The following is an 18,583-nucleotide window of genomic DNA, read 5'->3' as shown; positions in this document are numbered from 1 at the left end:
GCTGGAACGGATAAAAATTATTTCGGGATGAGACATGGTTTATGAATCGCTACATATCTACAATCGCCCGCACTGAATTCCCGGCACTGCTCATCCTGACTCAGGCTTATGAGTAGAACAGGGCGTCGAGAAGCCTGATGGCTTCATGCGACCCCCCATTGTCGGTGCCTTCCGACGATCCGCACCAAATGGAATTGGTCTGTAACAAGGCCCTTGACCACGAATTCGAATAAGAACACACCGCAGGCCCAGCAATTGTCGAGCCGCGTCTGACGCGCGACGGGCAGGCCCTTATTCAATCCAAGAAAAATGCCAACCCTTGGCAGGGTGAAGTGTTGGCGATCAAAACCCAACTGCATTGCGCAAGCTGCTTTAGAGGTCGTGAGATGAGTAAAAACAGGTACCCCAGACTACTAGGCTTATTGCCGCTGCTCGGCACGTTGTTGCTGGGAGGCTGCAACATGACCTTGCTCGATCCCAAGGGCCAGGTCGGCCTGGATGAGCGAAACCTGATCATCACCGCAACGCTGCTGATGCTGTTGGTCGTCGTGCCGGTCATCGTCATGACGTTCCTGTTCGCCTGGAAATACCGCGCTTCCAACCAGGACGCCGTCTACACGCCAAAATGGTCCCACTCCACCAAGATCGAAATCGCGGTGTGGACTATTCCGGTACTGATCATCATTGCCCTGGGTTACGTCACCTACAAGTCGACCCACGCACTGGATCCTTACAAGCCGCTGGAATCCGACGTCAAGCCGGTCACCATTGAAGTGGTCGCGCTGGACTGGAAGTGGCTGTTCATCTACCCGGAACAAGGCATCGCCACGGTCAACAAGATCGTGTTCCCGGCGCACACCCCGATCAACTTCAAGATCACTTCCGACGCCGTGATGAACTCGTTCTTCATCCCTGCTCTGGGCGGTCAGATCTACGCGATGGCGGGCATGCAGACCAAACTGCACCTGATCGCCAACCAGAACGCTGAAATGGACGGTATCTCCGCCAACTACAGCGGCGCGGGTTTCACCGGCATGAAATTCAAAGCTATCGCCACTTCTCAGGAAGATTTCGACGCCTGGGTAAGCGAAGTCAAAAAGGCACCTAAACAGCTTGAACAAGCTGAATACGCAGCCCTGTCCAAACAAAGCCAGAACAACCCAGTCGAGCTTTACTCCTCGGTCACGCCGAACCTGTTCCAGATCATCGTCGACAAGTACGAAGGCATGAAACCGGGCAAGCCAGTGCACCACGAGAAGAAAGAGCACGAAGTGGCCGCCATGGAAGGAATGGACATGAGTTCGCATTCAGCTGCCGGGGCAGAGGAGTAAACGATGTTTGGTAAATTAAGTTGGGAAGCGGTCCCGTTCCACGAACCGATCGTAATGGTGACCATCGCCATGATCGCGCTCGGTGGTCTGGCACTGTTCGCTGCAATCACCTACTTCAAGAAGTGGACCTATTTGTGGACCGAGTGGTTGACCTCGGTCGACCACAAGAAAATCGGCGTGATGTACATCGTCGTTGCCATGGTCATGCTGCTGCGTGGCTTTGCCGACGCCATCATGATGCGTACCCAGTTGGCCATGGCCACTGAGGGTTCGCCTGGCTACCTGCCACCTGAACACTATGACCAGATCTTCACCGCCCACGGTGTGATCATGATCATTTTCATGGCGATGCCATTCTTCACCGGCCTGATGAACCTTGCAGTGCCGTTGCAGATCGGCGCGCGTGACGTTGCCTTCCCGTTCCTGAACTCCCTGAGCTTCTGGCTGCTGGTTTCCGGCGTGGTGCTGATCAACCTGTCCCTGGGCGTTGGCGAATTCGCCAAGACTGGTTGGGTTGCCTATCCGCCGCTGTCGGGTCTGCAATACAGCCCGGGCGTGGGGATGGATTACTACATCTGGGCGCTGCAGCTATCCGGGCTAGGTACGACGCTGACGGGGGTCAACTTCCTGGCCACCGTGCTGAAAATGCGTACCCCTGGCATGAAGCTGATGGACATGCCGATCTTCACCTGGACCTGCACTTGGGCCAACGTCCTGATCGTGGCTTCGTTCCCGATCCTGACCGCTACCCTGGCTTTGCTGACGCTTGACCGTTACATGGATTTCCACATTTTCACCAATGAACTTGGTGGTAATCCGATGATGTACGTCAACCTGTTCTGGGCTTGGGGTCACCCTGAGGTTTACATCCTGATCCTGCCGGCGTTCGGTATCTTCTCCGAAGTCATCTCGACCTTCACCGGCAAGAAGCTGTTCGGCCACCATTCGATGATCTACGCTTCGGGCGCGATCTCGATCCTGGGCTTCATGGTTTGGCTGCACCACTTCTTCACCATGGGTTCGGGTGCCAGCGTCAACGCCTTCTTCGGTCTGGCGACGATGCTGATTTCCATCCCGACGGGTGTGAAGCTGTTCAACTGGCTGTTCACCATCTACCAGGGCCGTCTGCGCTTCACCAGCCAGGTGATGTGGACCCTGGGCTTCATGGTGACCTTCGCCATCGGCGGCATGACCGGCGTACTGCTGGCCATCCCGGGTGCTGACTTCGTACTGCACAACAGCCTGTTCGTGATCGCGCACTTCCACAACGTGATCATCGGCGGCGCGGTATTCGGTTACATCGCAGGCTTCGCCTTCTACTTCCCGAAAGCGTTCGGCTTCAAGCTGCACGAAGGCTGGGGCAAGGCAGCATTCTGGTTCTGGATCTCCGGCTTCTTCGTCGCGTTCATGCCGCTCTATGTACTGGGCTTCATGGGTATGACCCGTCGTCTGAACGCCACCACCAACCCTGAGTGGGTGCCGTACCTGTACGTTGCCATGTTCGGTGCGGTGATGATCGCTGCGGGTATCGCCTGCCAGCTGATCCAGCTGTACGTGAGTATCCGTGACCGCAAGCTGCCGCAGAACATGTGCGAGCACGGCGACCCATGGAATGCCCACACCCTGGAATGGTCGACCTCCTCGCCACCTCCGTTCTACAACTTCGCCGTGCTGCCAAAAGCCGACGTTGTCGACCCGTTCACCGAAGCCAAGGAAAACGGCACCGCGTACAAGGCTCCGACCAAGTACGAGCCGATCCACATGCCAAACAACACCGCGACCGGTGTGGTCATGGGCGCACTGTTGACCGTATTCGGTTTCGCGATGATCTGGCACATCTGGTGGTTGGCAATCGCCAGCCTGGCAGGCACCGTGATCTACTTCGCGATCCACGCGGCCCGTGATGATCAAGGCTACTACGTGCCGGTCGACGTGATCGAGCGCATCGAAGCCGAGCAGCACAAGCGTCTGGTAGCAGCCGGGAAAGTCCCAGCCACCACCACCCGTGTTGAAACCTCGTTGGAACAGGCTTAAACCATGTCGAACTTAGTGACCAATGCTGGACACACCCATGTCGATGGACATGGGCATGATGACCATCACCACGACTCGGGCGAGATGACCGTATTCGGTTTCTGGCTCTACCTGATGACCGACTGCATTCTGTTTGCGTCGATCTTCGCAGCGTACGCGGTACTGGTTAACAACGTAGCGGGTGGCCCGTCGGGCCACGACATCTTCGAACTGCCATACGTACTGGGCGAAACCGCTCTGCTGCTGTTCAGTTCGATCACCTACGGCTTCGCCATGCTGGCGTTCTTCCGTGGCAACAAGAAGCAGGTCCTGGGCTGGCTGGCCCTGACCTTCCTGTTCGGTGCCGGCTTCATCGGCATGGAGATCAACGAGTTCCACATGCTGATCTCCGAGGGCTACGGCCCTAACCGTTCGGGCTTCCTGTCCGGGTTCTTCACCCTGGTCGGCACCCACGGTCTGCACGTGACCAGCGGTCTGATCTGGATGGCGATCATGATGTACCAGGTGCAGAAAAACGGCCTGACGGCGACCAACAAGACCCGTCTGAGCTGCCTGAGCCTGTTCTGGCACTTCCTGGACGTGGTGTGGATCTGCGTATTCACCGTTGTTTATCTGATGGGGACTATGTAAATGGCTAACGCGCACTCTCATGACGACGCCGGTCACGGCAGCGTCAAGTCCTACGTCATTGGCTTCGTCCTGTCGGTGATCCTGACCCTGATCCCGTTCGGTCTGGTGATGTACCCGTCGCTGCCGAAGTCACTGACTCTGTGGATCGTACTGGCTTTCGCCGTTATCCAGGTGCTGGTGCACCTGGTGTACTTCCTCCACCTGGACCGTTCCGCCGCGCAGCGTAACAACGTGATTGCGTTTGTTTTCGCCGCGATCGTGATTGTCCTGCTGGTTGGCCTGTCGCTGTGGATCATGTTCAGCATCCACACCAACATGATGGCGAAGTGAGGTAAGTCCGGATGTCCTTTAAGCACTTTATCCAAATCACCAAACCGGGGATCATTTTCGGTAACGTGCTTTCTGTGGCAGGCGGATTTTTCCTGGCCTCCAAAGGGCATGTCGATCTGGCCATTTTCCTGGCCGCGATGATCGGCACGTCCCTGGTCGTGGCTTCCGGTTGCGTGTTCAACAACTGCATCGACCGCGACATCGACCTGAAGATGGAACGCACCAAGAACCGGGTGCTGGTCCAGGGCTTGATCTCCCTGAAACTGGCCCTGGCTTATGCGACCGTCCTGGGTGTCGCCGGCGTTGCGTTGTTGTACAAGGTGGCCAACCCGTTGGCCGCGTTGTTCGCGGTGATCGGTTTTGTCATCTACGTCGGCTTCTACAGCCTGTACCTCAAGCGCAAGTCGGTTCACGGCACGCTGGTGGGCAGTCTGTCGGGGGCGATGCCACCGGTGATCGGTTACGTCGCAGTCAGCAATAACTTCGACATGGCCGCACTGACGTTGCTGGTGATGTTCAGCCTGTGGCAGATGCCGCATTCCTACGCCATCGCAATCTTCCGCTTCAACGATTACCTGGCCGCATCGATTCCGGTGCTGCCAGTGAAGCGCGGCATTGAAGTGGCCAAGAAACACATCCTGCTCTACATCCTGGCCTTCCTCGTGGCGACCTTGATGCTGACCTTCAGCGGCTACGCCGGCATGAGCTACCTCGCCGTCGCCGCGGCCATGGGCATGTACTGGCTGTACATGGCCTGGACCGGCTACAAGGCAGTGGATGACACGGTCTGGGCACGCAAGCTGTTCGTGTTCTCGATCTTCACCATTACCGCGTTGAGCGTGATGATGTCTTTGGACTTCAAAGTGCCGAGCGAGTTGTTGCTGACGTACGCGCCTTAAGCGTCGGATGTTGTAAAGAAAAGCCCCGCCCTTCGAGAGAAGGGCGGGGCTTTTTCGTTTAATCACGATTGGTGTACAGGCAATAAAAATCCCCGCTCGATGGCGGGGATTTTTGTGTGCAGCGTTTAGCGTTACTGCGCGGCGATGCTGTAACCGTCGAACGCGGTCTGCTGCTGCAGCGCGGTGATGATGTTTTTTCGGTTGACCGGTTGTTCGGCCCCGGCATTGTCCAGGAACGTCTCGCTTTCCAGCTCCGCTTCTTCACCTTCGCCGACGAAAGTGAAGCCCAGGAATTCCAGCGCTTCACGGTCAACGTTCAGGCGCGAGCGCGGGGTGCGCAGGGGCAGGGTGACGCTGATGCCGTCCTTGCTGATGGTGAACACTTCGACTTCTTTTTTGGCGCGAGCCGCTTTGCTCTTGCCGCTGCTCGGGTTGCTGATGGCTTGGTGAGTCTGGTTCAGCACTTTCAGCGCCAGGCCATAAACGATTTCCTGGAACGCCGGGTCGTCCTTGAAGCTGGACAGAATACGGCTGATCGGGAATTTGCTGCTCAGGTCTTCCAGGGCCGCAATGTCGGCCGCTTCGGCGTCTTTCAATTGCTTGAGTTCGCCCATCAATTCGTAGGCTTTATCGTCATCGAAGCTGTCGTGAGCCTGGCGAATCGCGGCGCGCAGTTCGCGGATCTGGTCGCTTTCCCGGGTGGATTGAAAAGCGTCCAGAACCATCTCGCTGATGGTCTTGGCCTGAGGCACGTGTTGTGAAAGATTGATGGAGTTTTCGTATTCCGCTTTGGACGACAAGGTGACTACGGATTCAGCGGTATTGGAATCGGACATTGAAATTTCACTACTTCTTTAACTTGGATAGAGGCGAGAAAGCACGGGGCTTTTTCAGGCCGCCTAATCTATTGGACCAGCGCTGCGTTGTCACGGATGAACCGGTGGCTGGTCTGCATTTTTGGTGAGAGCGCTTTTAGCTGACTGACATCTGCGGGCGTTTTGCCTGGAGTGTCAGCAGCACCCGATAAAGTTTCAGCGCCCGCCCGCTGATCAATCCGCAGACAAAACCTGACGCCGTGGCCTTGAGCAGCAACATCTCAACCGTGACGGCGAACTCCGGATGCACCTCATCCTGATAGCCAAAGTAATAGTTCACGGCAAAAAACAGCAGGTAGAGCACCGGTGTTTTAACCGTGCCCGGCACGATCAGCCCGGTTTCCGGATCATCCAGCTCAATACCCTTGTGCGCAAATACAACCAGTGCCGTGAGGCTGCCCAGAATGACGGCGGCCAACCAGCAGCCAATCGATAGTTGAGGGTTCAGCGTCAGGTTCAGCGAGTACAACGACCAGCCGAGCAAAAGCGGTGGAGTGACAAGCAACGACGTTTTGCTTTCATGGGTTGGGGATAAGGCTTTGACGCCGTAGTAACAGAGCAGCAGAAAGATCGCATAAACCCATAGCGGGGTGTTTTGCAGGGTATTGAGCATTACGTAGCATCCGTGCCGGGAATGAAGAGTCCGGATAATAGCTGCTGCCATGGCCGAGGCTATCGACTATTTCCCCGTCGAATTCATATTCATCGAACGAGTCATCCATTGCTCCGCCGTTTGCTCATCCACCGGCAAGGAGAAGCGAAAAGTCGCGCCGCGTCCCGGCACATCAATCAGCTCGATCTCGCGACCGTGCAATTGCAGGATCCGGTGCACGATCCGCAGCCCCAGCCCGCCATCGCGCCGTGCGCCGCCAATGTTGAATGGCCGCAGGAACAGACCTTCACGCAGTTGGGGGGCGATGCCAGGACCGGTGTCGCTGACGGTCACTTCGATAAAAGCCCCTTGGGGGCGGAGGCTGAGTTCGATTTCTCCCCCTTGGGGCGTGTGGCGCAGGGCGTTATCGAACAAATTGGTCAGCACCCGCTCGATCAGCCCCAGGTCGGCGCAGGCCACGGCGACGTTGGGGGCGAAGGTGGCCTTGAGTTCAATCTGGCGCGCTTCGGCGCTGAGTTCGAACTTCTGAAAAATGTCCTGCAGCAGATCAGTCAGGGAGAAACGCTCCAGCACCGGTTGCACGAAACCGTGTTCCAGCCGCACCAGTTCCAGCAACGATTGCGCCAGGCCGCCGACCTTGCGGCTTTGATCCAGGGCGATTCCCAGATAGCGACGGCGATCGGCGGGGGACAAGGTGGCGTCCTTGAGCGAAAGGGTTTCCAGGTAACCGTGCAGCGAGGCCAGCGGTGTGCGCAGGTCGTGGGAGATGTTGGCCACCAGTTCGCGACGCTCCTGATCCTGACGGGTCAGCGAGCGCCATTGTTCACCGAGGCGCGCTTGCATCTGTCGGAAGGCTGCGTCGAGTACGGCTATTTCATCGTGGCTGGCGGCCTTTTCCATGGGCTCCGGCTCAGGTTCGGGCGAAGCGGTCGGAACGCCGTTGATATCGAACTGACTGACTTTCTCGGTCAAGCGACGCAATGGCCGGGTGATCAGGGCGAATGCCGTGAGGCCGGCAATCAGGCACAGCAACGCCACCAGTCCGATGGACAACAACGCGGTATTGAGTGCGGCGCTGGTGGCTCCGCGCTCGGCGAAGCGGTCATGCGCTTCGCTGAGCAACACCACATACAAATAACCGGCCGGCTGACCGTTGACCCGTAAAGGCGCGGCGCTGAACACCTTGCGGCCATCGACGCTGCGCGGATCGTCGCCGAGAATCGGCAATGCCTCGCCCTTGAGCAAGCGCTGGATTGGCAGCAGATCGACCTGCTCCCTGTGTATTCGGCCTTCGGGCGCGGCGCTGCCGACAATCCGGCCACCGGTGTCCAACAGATAGACCTCGACACTGGGATTGACCAGCATCAGCTGGCTGAACAGTTCATGCACGGCATTGGGCATCGGGCCATTGCGGTCCATCAGCACGGTGTCGTGGGCGATGTGTTGCGCCAGATCCCGCGACAAGCCTTGCACCACTTCCAGCTCATGCATCTGGTTGGAGCGCACCTGCATCCATACCGAGGTGCCGCTGCACACCAGCAACAGCACGGCGAACACCAGGGACAGGCGTTGAGTCAGGGTCAGCCTCATGGCTGCTCTCCGCTTGCTGCGAATTTGTAGCCACGGCCCCACACCGTGAGGATGCGCGCCGGTTGCGCCGGATCGGCCTCGATCTTTGCCCGCAGGCGGTTGATATGAGTGTTGACCGTGTGTTCATAGCCTTCGTGGCTGTAGCCCCACACCGCATTGAGCAGGTCCATGCGCGAGAAGACTTTGCCAGGCTGACGGACAAAGAAGTACAGCAGGTCGAATTCCCGTGGCGTGAGGTCAAGACGCCGGCCGTCGAGGGAGACTTCACGGGTGATCGGGTCGATGGACAGGCCATCGCTGATCAGACTGCCAGCATCCATTTTCAGATTGCGGGCCATGGCGTCGACCCGTCGCAGCAGTGCCTTGACCCGTGCCACCAGCTCGAGCATGGAAAAGGGTTTGGCCAGGTAATCGTCGGCGCCCAGCTCCAGTCCCAGAATCCGATGCACTTCGCTGGAGCGCGCACTGGTGATGATGATCGGTGTGTAACGGGCCATGGCCCGTGCGCGGCGGCAGATTTCCAGGCCATCGACGCCGGGCAGCATCAGGTCGAGGATCAGTGCGTCCCAGCTTCCTTGCTGCAACAGACGCATGCCCTCGTCGCCGTCGGCGCAGTGCACCACCTCGAACTGCTCATCGCGCAGATGCAGGCAGATAAGGTCGGCGATGTGCAGGTCGTCCTCGACCACCAGGACGCGTTTGGTCTGTTCCATGGAGCTCAATCCTTTGTGACGCAATGAACACATTGTGCGGGTTTTCCTGAGGTTGAGTTATCACGAATTATTTAACTCCTCGTGAGGATTTGGCGATCAACTCAAGCCTAGGCTGTGTTCCATGCAAGGCACCTGGAATTTTGGAGAAGGCCATGTTTTCACGGCGACAGTTTCTTGTAGCGAGCGGCGGGCTGGGGGCTGCAGCCCTGGTGATCGGTGTATTGCCAAAATTTTCCACAAGCGTTGCGCTGGTCGATGAAGCCCGCGCGCAGGAGGTTTTCGAGGTGACCCACAGCGACAGCGAATGGCATGCCCGGCTCAGCGCCGAGCAGTACGAAATACTGCGCGAAGAGGGCACCGAACGGGCCTACAGCAGCCCGCTGAACAACGAGCACCGCAAAGGCGTTTTTGCCTGCGCCGGTTGTGATCTGCCGTTGTTTTCTTCCGACACCAAGTTCGACAGTCGTACTGGCTGGCCGAGTTTCTGGGCCCCCCTGGACAACGCGGTGGCCACCCGACAGGACCGCTCCTTCGGTGTATTACGCGAAGAGGTGCACTGTCGTCGTTGCGGCGGTCATCTGGGGCATGTCTTCGAGGATGGGCCAAAGCCCACCGGTCTGCGCTACTGCATGAACGGCCTGGCGCTGACCTTCAAGCCACAGGCGTGATCCATGGGCACTTCCTTTCACTCACTTCATGTAGGTCGACGTTATGTGGCTTCTGGTCCTCGCTTATCTCGGTGGTGTGCTGACGATTGTCAGCCCGTGCATTCTGCCGGTATTGCCCTTTGTCTTCGCTCGCACCGGGCAGCCATTTATGAAAAGTGGCTTGCCGCTGCTGGCGGGGATGGCGCTGACCTTCGCGCTCGTCGCCTCGTTGGCGGCGGTGGGCGGCGGTTGGGTGGTGCAAGTCAACCAATACGGTCGCTGGCTCGCGTTGCTGTTCGTTGCACTGTTCGGGTTGACGCTGTTGCTGCCGCGGTTGGCCGAACGCCTGACGCGTCCACTGGTGGCAGCCGGCGGTCGGCTGTCGCAAGCCGCGGGCGCCGATGCCCGGCCGCGTCCCGGCGCTTCATTCCTGATCGGCGTCGCCACGGGCCTGCTCTGGGCACCCTGCGCCGGGCCGATTCTGGGTTTGCTGCTGACCGGCGCGGCGCTGCAAGGGGCAAGCATCGCAACCACTCTGTTGCTGCTGGCTTACGCGGCCGGTGCCGCCACTTCTCTCGCCGCGGCACTACTGCTGGGCGGTAAGGTCTTCGCCGCAATGAAGCGCTCGATAGGCGCGGGCGAGTGGCTGCGTCGAGGCCTGGGCGCTGCGATGTTGGTTGGTGTGGTGGCGATAGCCCTGGGACTGGACACCGGGATTCTGGCGCGGGTTTCAACGGCGTCCACCGGCGGTCTCGAACAGGCGCTGGTCAACCGGTTGGCCAGTAAGACTCCGGCCAACAGCGGGGCGATGATGGCGCAGATTCCACGGGCCGGCGATCAACCCGCCGGCGGCATGATGGCCGCTGGAGATGCGATGAAAGTGACCGCGAACGCGCTGCCGATTGAGGGCAGCCTTCCATCCCTGGACGGCGCCGTGCAATGGCTCAACTCGCCCCCACTCACCGCTCAGGCGTTGAAGGGCAAGGTCGTGCTGGTGGATTTCTGGACTTACTCCTGCATCAACTGCCTGCGCACCCTGCCGTATGTGAAGGCCTGGGCTGAGAAGTATCGCGATCAGGGTTTGGTGGTGATCGGTGTCCATGCGCCCGAGTTTGCCTTCGAACGGGATGTGGGCAATGTCACCAAAGCCATGAAGGACCTGGGCATCACCTACCCGGTGGCCATCGATAATGACTACAAGATCTGGCGTGCTTTCAACAACGAATACTGGCCGGCCCATTACTTTGCCGATGCTCAGGGACGCATTCGTTATCACCATTTTGGTGAAGGCAAGTACGCCGAGTCCGAGCAAGTGATTCAGCAACTGTTGCGTGAGGCGGGAGCGGCGAAAGTCGCGCAGGGGCTGATCAATGCCAACGCCCAGGGTGTTCAACTCGCCCCGGACATGAATGAAGTGCAATCGCCCGAAACCTATGTCGGCTACCGGCGGATGGAGCATTTCGCCTCTGAAACCAGTCTGGTGCCGGACAAGGCGACTGCCTATAAGCCACCGTCACAACTGGCCCTCAATGACTGGAGCCTGGACGGTCAATGGGCTGTCGGTCCGGAGCGGGCCGTTTCAAATGCTGCGGCCAGTCGTATCGTCTATCGCTTTCACGCTCGCGACTTGCACTTGGTGTTGGGCCCCGGTGCTGACGGTAAACCGGTGCGTTTCAAAGTGTTGATCGACGGCAAGCCCCCAGGTGATGCCCACGGTATCGACGTCGCGCCTGATGGCCGCGGCAGCGTCACCGAGCAGCGGTTGTATCAACTGGTACGCCAGACCACAGGCGTAAAGGACCGGACTTTCAGCATCGAGTTTCTCGATCCGGGTGTGTCGGCGTATGCGTTTACCTTTGGTTGATAGCCCCCATTCATTCAGGAGACAGCCCATGAAAACCCCATTCAACTGGCGTCGCACATTTCTGGGTTTGGCCGCCGCCAGCGTAATTGGTCAGTGCTCTGCATTCTCGTTCGCAGGCGCCGAAGAGGCGGTCATCATCCCGGCGCCGACGCTTGACGAAACCACCCAGGCGCACAGCGAAACGGCGGTTTTTGCCGGCGGTTGCTTCTGGGGCGTCCAAGGCGTGTTCCAGCATGTCAAAGGGGTGAAAAATGCGGTTTCCGGTTATGCCGGTGGCGCAGCCAATACCGCTCAATACGAGCGGGTCAGCGAGGGTGACACCGGCCATGCGGAGGCCGTCGAAGTGACCTTCGATCCCGCTCAGGTCAGTTACGGAAGCCTGCTGCAGATCTATTTCTCGGTGGCCCACAACCCCACCGAACTCAACCGCCAGGGCCCGGACCGAGGCACTCAGTATCGGTCGGCGCTATTCCCGAAAAGCACCGAACAGCAACGCGTCGCCCAGGCTTACATCACCCAGCTCGACGCTGCCCATTCGTTCAATAAACCGATTGTCACCAAGCTGGAAAGCTACAACGGTTTCTACCCGGCGGAAGAGGAGCATCAGGACTTCCTGACCGAGCATCCGACATACCCCTACATCGTGATCAATGACCTGTCGAAAGTGGCGCAGTTGAAGCAACTGTATCCGGATCGGTATCAGGAAAAACCAGTATTGGTGAAAGCGGGCATGCAGGGCGGCTGACAGGACGGAGTCGCCTCACCCAGAAATCAGGTTCTTGCCCGCGATTTTCGACCGATACAACGCCTGATCGGCCCTGGCCAGCAACCCGGTCTGTTGTTCTTCTTCAAAGCGCTGCACCACGCCAAAACTCATGGTCACTTGATAGTCCCCGACCGGTAGCAGGCTCGCCAGGCCATGACGGATTCTTTCAGCGAGTGACCTGGCGTCGGCCAACAAGGTATTGGGCAAAATCAGGATGAATTCGTCACCGCCCCAGCGCGCCAACAGATCGCCTTTGCGCACGCAGTGCTTCACACTCTCGATCACTTGCACCAACGCTGCATCTCCCAAGGCGTGACCGTAGTGATCGTTGATGTTTTTGAAGTCATCGAGGTCCATGGCGATCAGCGACAGGGGTTCGCGGAAGCGTTGGGCGCGGTCGCATTCCTTGGGCAGGGTTTTCTCCAGTCGATAGCGATTGGCGATGCCGGTCAGCACATCGGTTTCTGCCAATTTGCGATTTTCTTCGAGTTGAATCTGTAACTGCTGATTGACCCGGGACAACTCCCGAGTGCGTTCCTTGACGATGGCTTCCAGGGATTGATTACGCCGCTCCATTTCTTCGATCAGGCGTTTCTTGTCTTCGATGCTGCGGTGCGCGCCGATCATTCGCGCCACCGAGCCGTCGGCATTACGTGCCAGCACGTAGCCGCGATCCTCGATCCAGGTGTAAGTGCCATCGCGCATGCGGCAGCGATACTCGGCCTGATAACCGGGAGCGCGCTGATCCAGGTAGTCATCAAACAACGCCATGACCCGCGAATAATCGTCGGGGTGGATCACGTTTTCCCAGGTCAACACATTGTTGTCCAGGGAATGAGGCGTATAGCCGAGCATCTCGTACCACCCGGGGTTGCGATAGACGAACCCGGTGTTGGCGTTCCAGTCCCAGATACCATCGCTGACCAGTTCCAGAATGGTGTGCAGCATGTCTTCGTTAAAATCTGACAGATCGAACTTCAACGGCTCGATTTTCGATGCCTCACCCATCATCGGTCTCCCTGTCGTCCTGATATCAACGTGACTCGTCAGTCGAGGAGATTAGTTCATGGCGTATTGCCCCGGCTAGTGCTTGCCCCACCACTGCAGTGCAAAGTCAACGAAGCTGCGCAATTTCGGCAAACGGTAGCGGTCCTGGGCATACACCAGGTTCATCGGCCGACTTGGCAGTTGGTAGTCCTGCATCAAGGCCACCAGTTTTCCGTCCCGAAGGTCTTGCTCCACCAGCGCATCGGGCACCATCACGATGCCCATGCCGGTTCGCGCCGCTTGATGCAGCCCCGCCGAGCTGTTGATCAACATCGGCCCGCTGACCGCCACCATGACTTCACCTTCGGGCCCCTTCAGGCGCCATTGTTTGGCTACCGAGTGCCAGTCATCTCCGGCCGGGTAGGCGAAGGCCAAACAGTCATGGTGTTGCAGGTCGGCGGGTTTCTGCGGTGTGCCTCGACGCTCCAGATAATCCTTCGATGCGCACAGGGTCATCGTGTAGTCGATGAGCGGGCGAGAAATCATGTTGGACAGTTCGGTCGTGCCCAGACGAATCGCCACGTCGAAACCGTTGTCGAGCAAGTCCAGGCGCTGGTTGGTCAAAACGACATCGAGTTTGACTTGCGGGCAGCGCAGGGTGAATTCGCTCAGGGCCGGTGCGAGCCGTTCGGTGCCGAAGGTCAGCGGTGCGGTGATGCGCAGAGTGCCGCTCGGCTCGTCGAGGGTTTGTTCGGCCAGGCGTTCGGAGTCAGCCACCAGCCCCAGCACTTCGAGACACCGCTGATAGTACGCCGTGCCGAATTCCGTCAAACGCTGACGCCGTGTCGTACGGTTGAGCAAGCGCACACCCAGGCGTTGCTCCAGAGCCCGCAGATGATTACCGACCATGGTCGTGGACATTTCGCACTGCAAAGCGGCGGCGGTCATGCTGCCGGCTTCCACCACTCTTACGTAAACGGTCATTGCCTGGAATAAATCCATTATCAAGCTCAGCTTTAAAATGATTGAAGTGTTGCGGTATTTATCCAGCTCAGGTGGCTAACCATACTGCAAAAACACCGACTATTGATGGAGCTTGATGTCATGACTGCCACCTGCCTGATGAGCACTTACCAACCTTTGGCCCTGAGTTTCAGTAAAGGCCTGGGCACGCGCCTGTGGGATCAGGCCGGTCGTGAATACCTGGACGCGGTGGCGGGCGTGGCGGTGACCAACGTCGGCCATTCCCATCCGCGAATCGTGTCGGCCATCAGCGAACAGGCCGGGTTGCTGTTGCACACATCCAACCTGTACAGCATCGACTGGCAACAGCGGCTGGCGCAGAAACTGGTTCGGCTGTCGGGCATGGAGCGGGCGTTCTTCAATAACTCCGGTGCCGAAGCCAACGAAACCGCGCTGAAACTTGCGCGGCTTTACGGCTGGCACAAAGGCATCGAGCAGCCGCTGGTAGTGGTCATGGAGAACGCTTTCCACGGACGGACCCTCGGCACCTTGTCGGCCAGTGACGGCCCGGCGGTGCGCCTGGGGTATAACAAGTTGCCGGGGGACTTCATTAAAGTGCCATTCGGCGACCTCGCTGCCCTGGAGAAGGCGCAGAAAGCCCACGGCCCACGCATTGTGGCGATTCTGATGGAGCCGATTCAGGGCGAAAGTGGTGTGCAAGTGGCGCCGCCTGGTTATCTCAAAGCGGTGCGCGAGCTCTGTGACCGGCGCGCCTGGTTAATGATGCTCGACGAAATCCAGACCGGCATCGGCCGTACCGGCCAGTGGTTTGCGTTTCAGCACGAAGGCATCATCCCGGACGTCATGACCTTGGCCAAAGGCCTGGGTAACGGAGTGCCCATCGGTGCCTGCCTGGCTAGGGGCAGGGCTGCGGATTTATTCACACCTGGCAGCCACGGCAGTACATTCGGCGGCAATCCGCTGGCGTGTCGGGTGGGTTGCACCGTGCTGGAGATCATCGAGGAACAAGGCCTGCTGGAAAACGCCAGACTTCAGGGCGAACGCCTGCTTGCCAGATTGCGCGTCGAACTGGCCGACGACCCGAACGTCCTGGTAATCCGTGGCCAGGGCTTGATGATCGGTATCGAACTCGCCCAACCAATCCGCGACCTGACCTTGATTGCCGCGCGGGATCACGGTTTGCTGATCAACGTGACACGGGGCAAGACCATTCGCCTGCTGCCACCGCTGACGATCGATGAGCGGGAAGTGGAAATGATTGTCAGAGGGGTGGGGCGGGCGGTGAAAGCGGCCTGACACCTTCTGTGTATACACCGCTTCCCTTTGTAGGAGCAGCCTTCGGCAGCTCCGACAAAATCGGTGTCTCCCTGAGTGAAATAGCCCTCAAAGAAAATTGCGGGGGCTATCTTGCGGGGCTATCAATTGGTTTGTTGCACCGTACTGACGAAAGCGCAGACTTCAGCCCGGTTCATCAGTTGAAGTTTTGAGCCGCTAAACCGGTCAAACAAACGCTGATGGGTGGCAAATCCACTGGACCCTTGGCGAGTACGGTAGCTGCCGGCCCAATCGAGTAACGCAATCAGCAACTCTTCCTTCTCGTCCCGCCTCGCTTCTCGCTGGCGAATGTTGTTCACGCAATCTTCGTCCTCCAGACACAGCCAGATCAGCGCAGTGGCCTGCTCCACAAGTTCGCTGACCATCCAGCCGTAAACACCCTCGATAACCCAACGCTCTTCACTCGCCGCCACCCGCGCCATTCCCAGTGCTTCGTTGCGGGGACGGGCGATGCTGTGTTCATCGGATATCCAGTGAATCAGGTCGAGATCGGTACAAGGCACTTGCAGATGCTCGGCCAGTCGTTTGGCCAGCCAGCTCTTGCCCGAGCCGGAATTGCCGATGATCAGGGTTCGAGTGAGGTTTAGGGGGGCCGGGTAATGATTACTCATGGTCATTCGTGCGAAGGCAGTCGGCTGTTTCGGACATTTCTGGCGCGATCATTCGCGTCTTCGGCGATCCATCCGCATTGAATTGATAAATATCCTGTGGCTGGCCCTTTTCATTGAAGAACACTTGGCCAATTCCTGCCGAGTTCCACAACCGTTCCCCTGCTTCGGCGTGTTCGGGGATGTGCGGAACAATGCGCATGCGTCGGCGTTTGGTCAGCCAGTTAAGGGGCGAGCGGGGCGAGTAGAGCCAACGGTTGAGGCGGTCGAACCATTCGAGCAGGGCGGGTGGGAATTCGTTTTTGATGCCGCTGCTGGTGATCTGCCAGATACGCGGGCCGGCCTTGCGGTGTCGGATCAATACTTCATAGACGAAGGAATAATGCACATCACCGGACAGCACCACGTAGTTACCGGGTGTGCGGGAGTGTCGGAAAATGTTCAGGATCACCTGAGCCGCGCCGCGATGAGCCATCCAGTTTTCGGCGTCCACCAGCAGTGGGTAACCGCACCAACTGAACACGCGCTGTACGGTTTCGATCAATTTGACGCCGAAGATCGGCGCCGGTGAGACGATGATCGCCGAAGAATGATCGAGCAATTCCTGTTGCAGCTCACTGAGCGCTTCCCAGTCCAGCAGGCCCGACGGCTGCTTGAGATTCATCTCGCTACGCCAGCGCCGGGTGCGGGTGTCGAGCACCACCAGCGCCGGGCGGGTGGGCAGCACGTAATGCCACTGCTGAAAACTCAGCAGTTCATCGATCAATTCGTCCTGGATCTCGCTGTCGAGGTGATGGTCTTGCCCCGTGACGCTCAATAAGCGGGTTTTTTCCAGTACGTTGCCAAACGCATCCGGGTTGTTGCCCCAACCCTGACACAACATATAAGCAAGCAGCGCGTTGCCGATGATGCGCTTGGAGAACGGATGGTTGTAGGCCGTTTCCTCCCATTGCGCAGAAAGATTCCAGTCATCGGTAATATCGTGGTCATCGAAAATCATCAGGCATGGCAAATGCGCCATCGCTCGCGCGACGCCACCCAGCCCCGCCTTGAACCCATCGATGCGCGTCTGCTCCAGGGCATAACGCTTGCGTCGTTCGGGCGTCAGTGTCGGTGGTTGCGGCGCGATCAACGTCCAGGGCGTTGGCGACCACACCAGCAGGTACATGGCCATGACTTCGGCGAAGGTCACCAAATGATTGTCGGCGCTGCTGCTGGTGAAAATCGGCTTACTCACCCCACCGAAAAATCGCTCGCGCAGGGTTTCGTTGCTCTCAAGTGCCGGTAACAAATCCGCACGATGGTAGTAACTGGCCGGATGTTCGTAGAGTTTGGTGCTGACGCTGACCACTGCGCCGTCGAGGTGTTCGTCGAACAACCCCAGGCGTTCGATCAAGGCATGAATTGCACGCAGCATTGGCCCCGCGACATCATCTGCATACACCTGATCGCCGCTCATCATTAATAGAGCCGGACGCTTGCTTGCGTCCGGCTCTGACGCGAGCAACCGGTCGACACACAGCAAGCCATCGGCCGCCGGATGGTGAGGTTTACGGCAGGAGCCATGCAGCAACTGATCGATCTGTGAGCGCAACACAAAGTTCGGGCAGCGCGCTTCGCCATATAGTAGGTGAGGTGCCCATTCGGCGATGCCCGACGGAGCGCCATCCGCCTCGGTGATCAGCAGGTCGTACTCGATTAGCGTGTCGCAGGGCAGGGCGGTGTTCAGCGGTACATCGATTAGATGAATAAAGGCATGAGTGCCGACGGGAATGATCGTGCATTGATCCGCATTGAGGCGGATATCGATGCCTTGCAGGCGCAGCGTCAGCGCCAGCGCACGCGACCCGACCAGCCAGAGCACCAGCCGCGCAGGTTCCAGGCGCCGCAATAACGGGCCGACGAGTACGGGTGGTAATGATTGATGAGCGTCAGCTAGTGGCAAAGACATGGACATCCCGTTCAAGAATCCTGGCGCAGAGGGGCGCGATCATAGCGCAGCTGGTAAAGAGGGCGGGTTTGTCGACGGGTAATGCAAGCAAAGCCTGGACTGCTCATGAGGCAGAAGTCGGTACTGCGCCTAAGCCGCATGGATTAGGTAAAAATAATTACAACAGGTGGTTGACCACCAAATAAAACACTGTATTATTCGCCTCCCGCTAACGAGGAGTTTGAAACTGAGTTGGCGGCAAGTAGTTGAATTTCATGAAGAAAATTTGAAATTTACTGCTTGACAGCAACAGAGGCTGCTGTAGAATGCGCGCCTCGGTTGAGACGAAAGATCTTAACCAACCGCTCTTTAACAACTGAATCAAGCAATTCGTGTGGGTGCTTGTGGAGTCAGACTGATAGTCAACAAGATTATCAGCATCACAAG

The 18,583-nt window shown here is 58.2% G+C and carries 17 protein-coding genes; 9 read left to right on the top strand and 8 right to left on the bottom strand.

What is annotated here, in order from left to right; all coding sequences use genetic code 11:
• The first annotated feature begins 386 nt into the window (after positions 1-386).
• From cyoA to cyoE, 5 genes are read left to right on the top strand one after another with little or no spacing between them, the layout of a single operon-like run.
• On the top strand, positions 387-1,331 hold the full coding sequence (cyoA, locus tag AC1DQM_RS29070) for a ubiquinol oxidase subunit II (RefSeq protein WP_026286728.1): 945 nt from the start codon (positions 387-389) through the stop codon (positions 1,329-1,331).
• A 3-nt stretch (positions 1,332-1,334) separates the two neighbouring features.
• On the top strand, positions 1,335-3,365 hold the full coding sequence (cyoB, locus tag AC1DQM_RS29065; protein ID WP_018930157.1) for a cytochrome o ubiquinol oxidase subunit I: 2,031 nt from the start codon (positions 1,335-1,337) through the stop codon (positions 3,363-3,365).
• Positions 3,366-3,368: 3 nt separating this feature from the next.
• Positions 3,369-3,995, top strand: a complete 627-nt coding sequence (locus AC1DQM_RS29060; protein ID WP_026286729.1) for a cytochrome o ubiquinol oxidase subunit III — start codon at positions 3,369-3,371, stop codon at positions 3,993-3,995.
• Positions 3,996-4,325 carry a cytochrome o ubiquinol oxidase subunit IV gene (cyoD, locus tag AC1DQM_RS29055; protein ID WP_007941629.1) on the top strand — a complete coding sequence of 110 codons (330 nt, stop codon included), beginning with the start codon at positions 3,996-3,998 and terminating at the stop codon, positions 4,323-4,325.
• An 11-nt stretch (positions 4,326-4,336) separates the two neighbouring features.
• On the top strand, positions 4,337-5,224 hold the full coding sequence (gene cyoE, locus AC1DQM_RS29050) for a heme o synthase (protein WP_007941628.1): 888 nt from the start codon (positions 4,337-4,339) through the stop codon (positions 5,222-5,224).
• A 131-nt stretch (positions 5,225-5,355) separates the two neighbouring features.
• Here cyoE and AC1DQM_RS29045 read toward each other — a convergent pair whose 3' ends face one another.
• The 4 genes from AC1DQM_RS29045 to AC1DQM_RS29030 form a co-directional block, all read right to left on the bottom strand.
• Positions 5,356-6,060, bottom strand: a complete 705-nt coding sequence (locus AC1DQM_RS29045) for a hypothetical protein (RefSeq protein WP_018930160.1) — start codon at positions 6,058-6,060, stop codon at positions 5,356-5,358.
• Positions 6,061-6,196: 136 nt separating this feature from the next.
• Positions 6,197-6,712, bottom strand: coding sequence for a hypothetical protein (locus AC1DQM_RS29040; RefSeq protein WP_018930161.1), 516 nt, complete (start codon positions 6,710-6,712; stop codon positions 6,197-6,199).
• Between the two features lie 66 nt (positions 6,713-6,778).
• Positions 6,779-8,302 carry a sensor histidine kinase gene (locus AC1DQM_RS29035; protein WP_477747210.1) on the bottom strand — a complete coding sequence of 508 codons (1,524 nt, stop codon included), beginning with the start codon at positions 8,300-8,302 and terminating at the stop codon, positions 6,779-6,781.
• The gene (locus AC1DQM_RS29030) at positions 8,299-9,015 is read right to left on the bottom strand and encodes a response regulator transcription factor (protein WP_018930163.1); all 717 of its coding nucleotides are present in this window, start codon (positions 9,013-9,015) and stop codon (positions 8,299-8,301) included. The genes AC1DQM_RS29035 and AC1DQM_RS29030 overlap by 4 nt, the downstream gene beginning before the upstream one ends.
• Before the next feature lie 152 nt (positions 9,016-9,167).
• On the opposite strand from AC1DQM_RS29030, the gene msrB reads away from it, so the two are divergent.
• Genes msrB through msrA form a run of 3 tightly spaced genes read left to right on the top strand, consistent with a single transcriptional unit; the run spans position 9,168 to position 12,271 of the window.
• On the top strand, positions 9,168-9,683 hold the full coding sequence (gene msrB / locus AC1DQM_RS29025; protein ID WP_018930164.1) for a peptide-methionine (R)-S-oxide reductase MsrB: 516 nt from the start codon (positions 9,168-9,170) through the stop codon (positions 9,681-9,683).
• 43 nt (positions 9,684-9,726) lie between these two features.
• Complete coding sequence (locus AC1DQM_RS29020; RefSeq protein ID WP_477747209.1) at positions 9,727-11,526, top strand: cytochrome c biogenesis protein DipZ; 1,800 nt, start codon at positions 9,727-9,729, stop codon at positions 11,524-11,526.
• 28 nt (positions 11,527-11,554) lie between these two features.
• Positions 11,555-12,271 (top strand): peptide-methionine (S)-S-oxide reductase MsrA, encoded by a 717-nt coding sequence (gene msrA / locus AC1DQM_RS29015; protein ID WP_477747208.1) that lies wholly within the window; start codon positions 11,555-11,557, stop codon positions 12,269-12,271.
• Between the two features lie 15 nt (positions 12,272-12,286).
• On the opposite strand, the gene AC1DQM_RS29010 is transcribed toward msrA, so the two are convergent.
• Together AC1DQM_RS29010 and AC1DQM_RS29005 are read right to left on the bottom strand one after the other, a co-directional pair.
• Positions 12,287-13,300 (bottom strand): sensor domain-containing diguanylate cyclase, encoded by a 1,014-nt coding sequence (locus AC1DQM_RS29010; protein WP_064616222.1) that lies wholly within the window; start codon positions 13,298-13,300, stop codon positions 12,287-12,289.
• A 75-nt stretch (positions 13,301-13,375) separates the two neighbouring features.
• The gene (locus AC1DQM_RS29005; RefSeq protein WP_026286730.1) at positions 13,376-14,281 is read right to left on the bottom strand and encodes a LysR family transcriptional regulator; all 906 of its coding nucleotides are present in this window, start codon (positions 14,279-14,281) and stop codon (positions 13,376-13,378) included.
• Between the two features lie 102 nt (positions 14,282-14,383).
• Here AC1DQM_RS29005 and AC1DQM_RS29000 point away from each other — a divergent pair, with 102 nt between their 5' ends.
• The gene (locus tag AC1DQM_RS29000; protein ID WP_018930169.1) at positions 14,384-15,559 is read left to right on the top strand and encodes an aspartate aminotransferase family protein; all 1,176 of its coding nucleotides are present in this window, start codon (positions 14,384-14,386) and stop codon (positions 15,557-15,559) included.
• 122 nt (positions 15,560-15,681) lie between these two features.
• On the opposite strand, the gene AC1DQM_RS28995 is transcribed toward AC1DQM_RS29000, so the two are convergent.
• Both AC1DQM_RS28995 and AC1DQM_RS28990 read right to left on the bottom strand, forming a co-directional pair.
• Entirely contained in the window at positions 15,682-16,209 is a 528-nt protein-coding gene (locus AC1DQM_RS28995; RefSeq protein ID WP_477747207.1) for a P-loop NTPase family protein, read from the bottom strand.
• Positions 16,202-18,163 carry an alkaline phosphatase D family protein gene (locus AC1DQM_RS28990; protein ID WP_477747206.1) on the bottom strand — a complete coding sequence of 654 codons (1,962 nt, stop codon included), beginning with the start codon at positions 18,161-18,163 and terminating at the stop codon, positions 16,202-16,204. Before AC1DQM_RS28990 ends, AC1DQM_RS28995 begins: the two co-directional genes overlap by 8 nt.
• Between the last annotated feature and the right edge of the window lie 420 nt (positions 18,164-18,583).

This window comes from Pseudomonas sp. 01L34 (genome assembly GCF_056400265.1).
The sequence above is the reverse complement of the archived record's forward strand: the minus strand, read 5'-3'. Positions and strand labels throughout refer to the sequence as shown.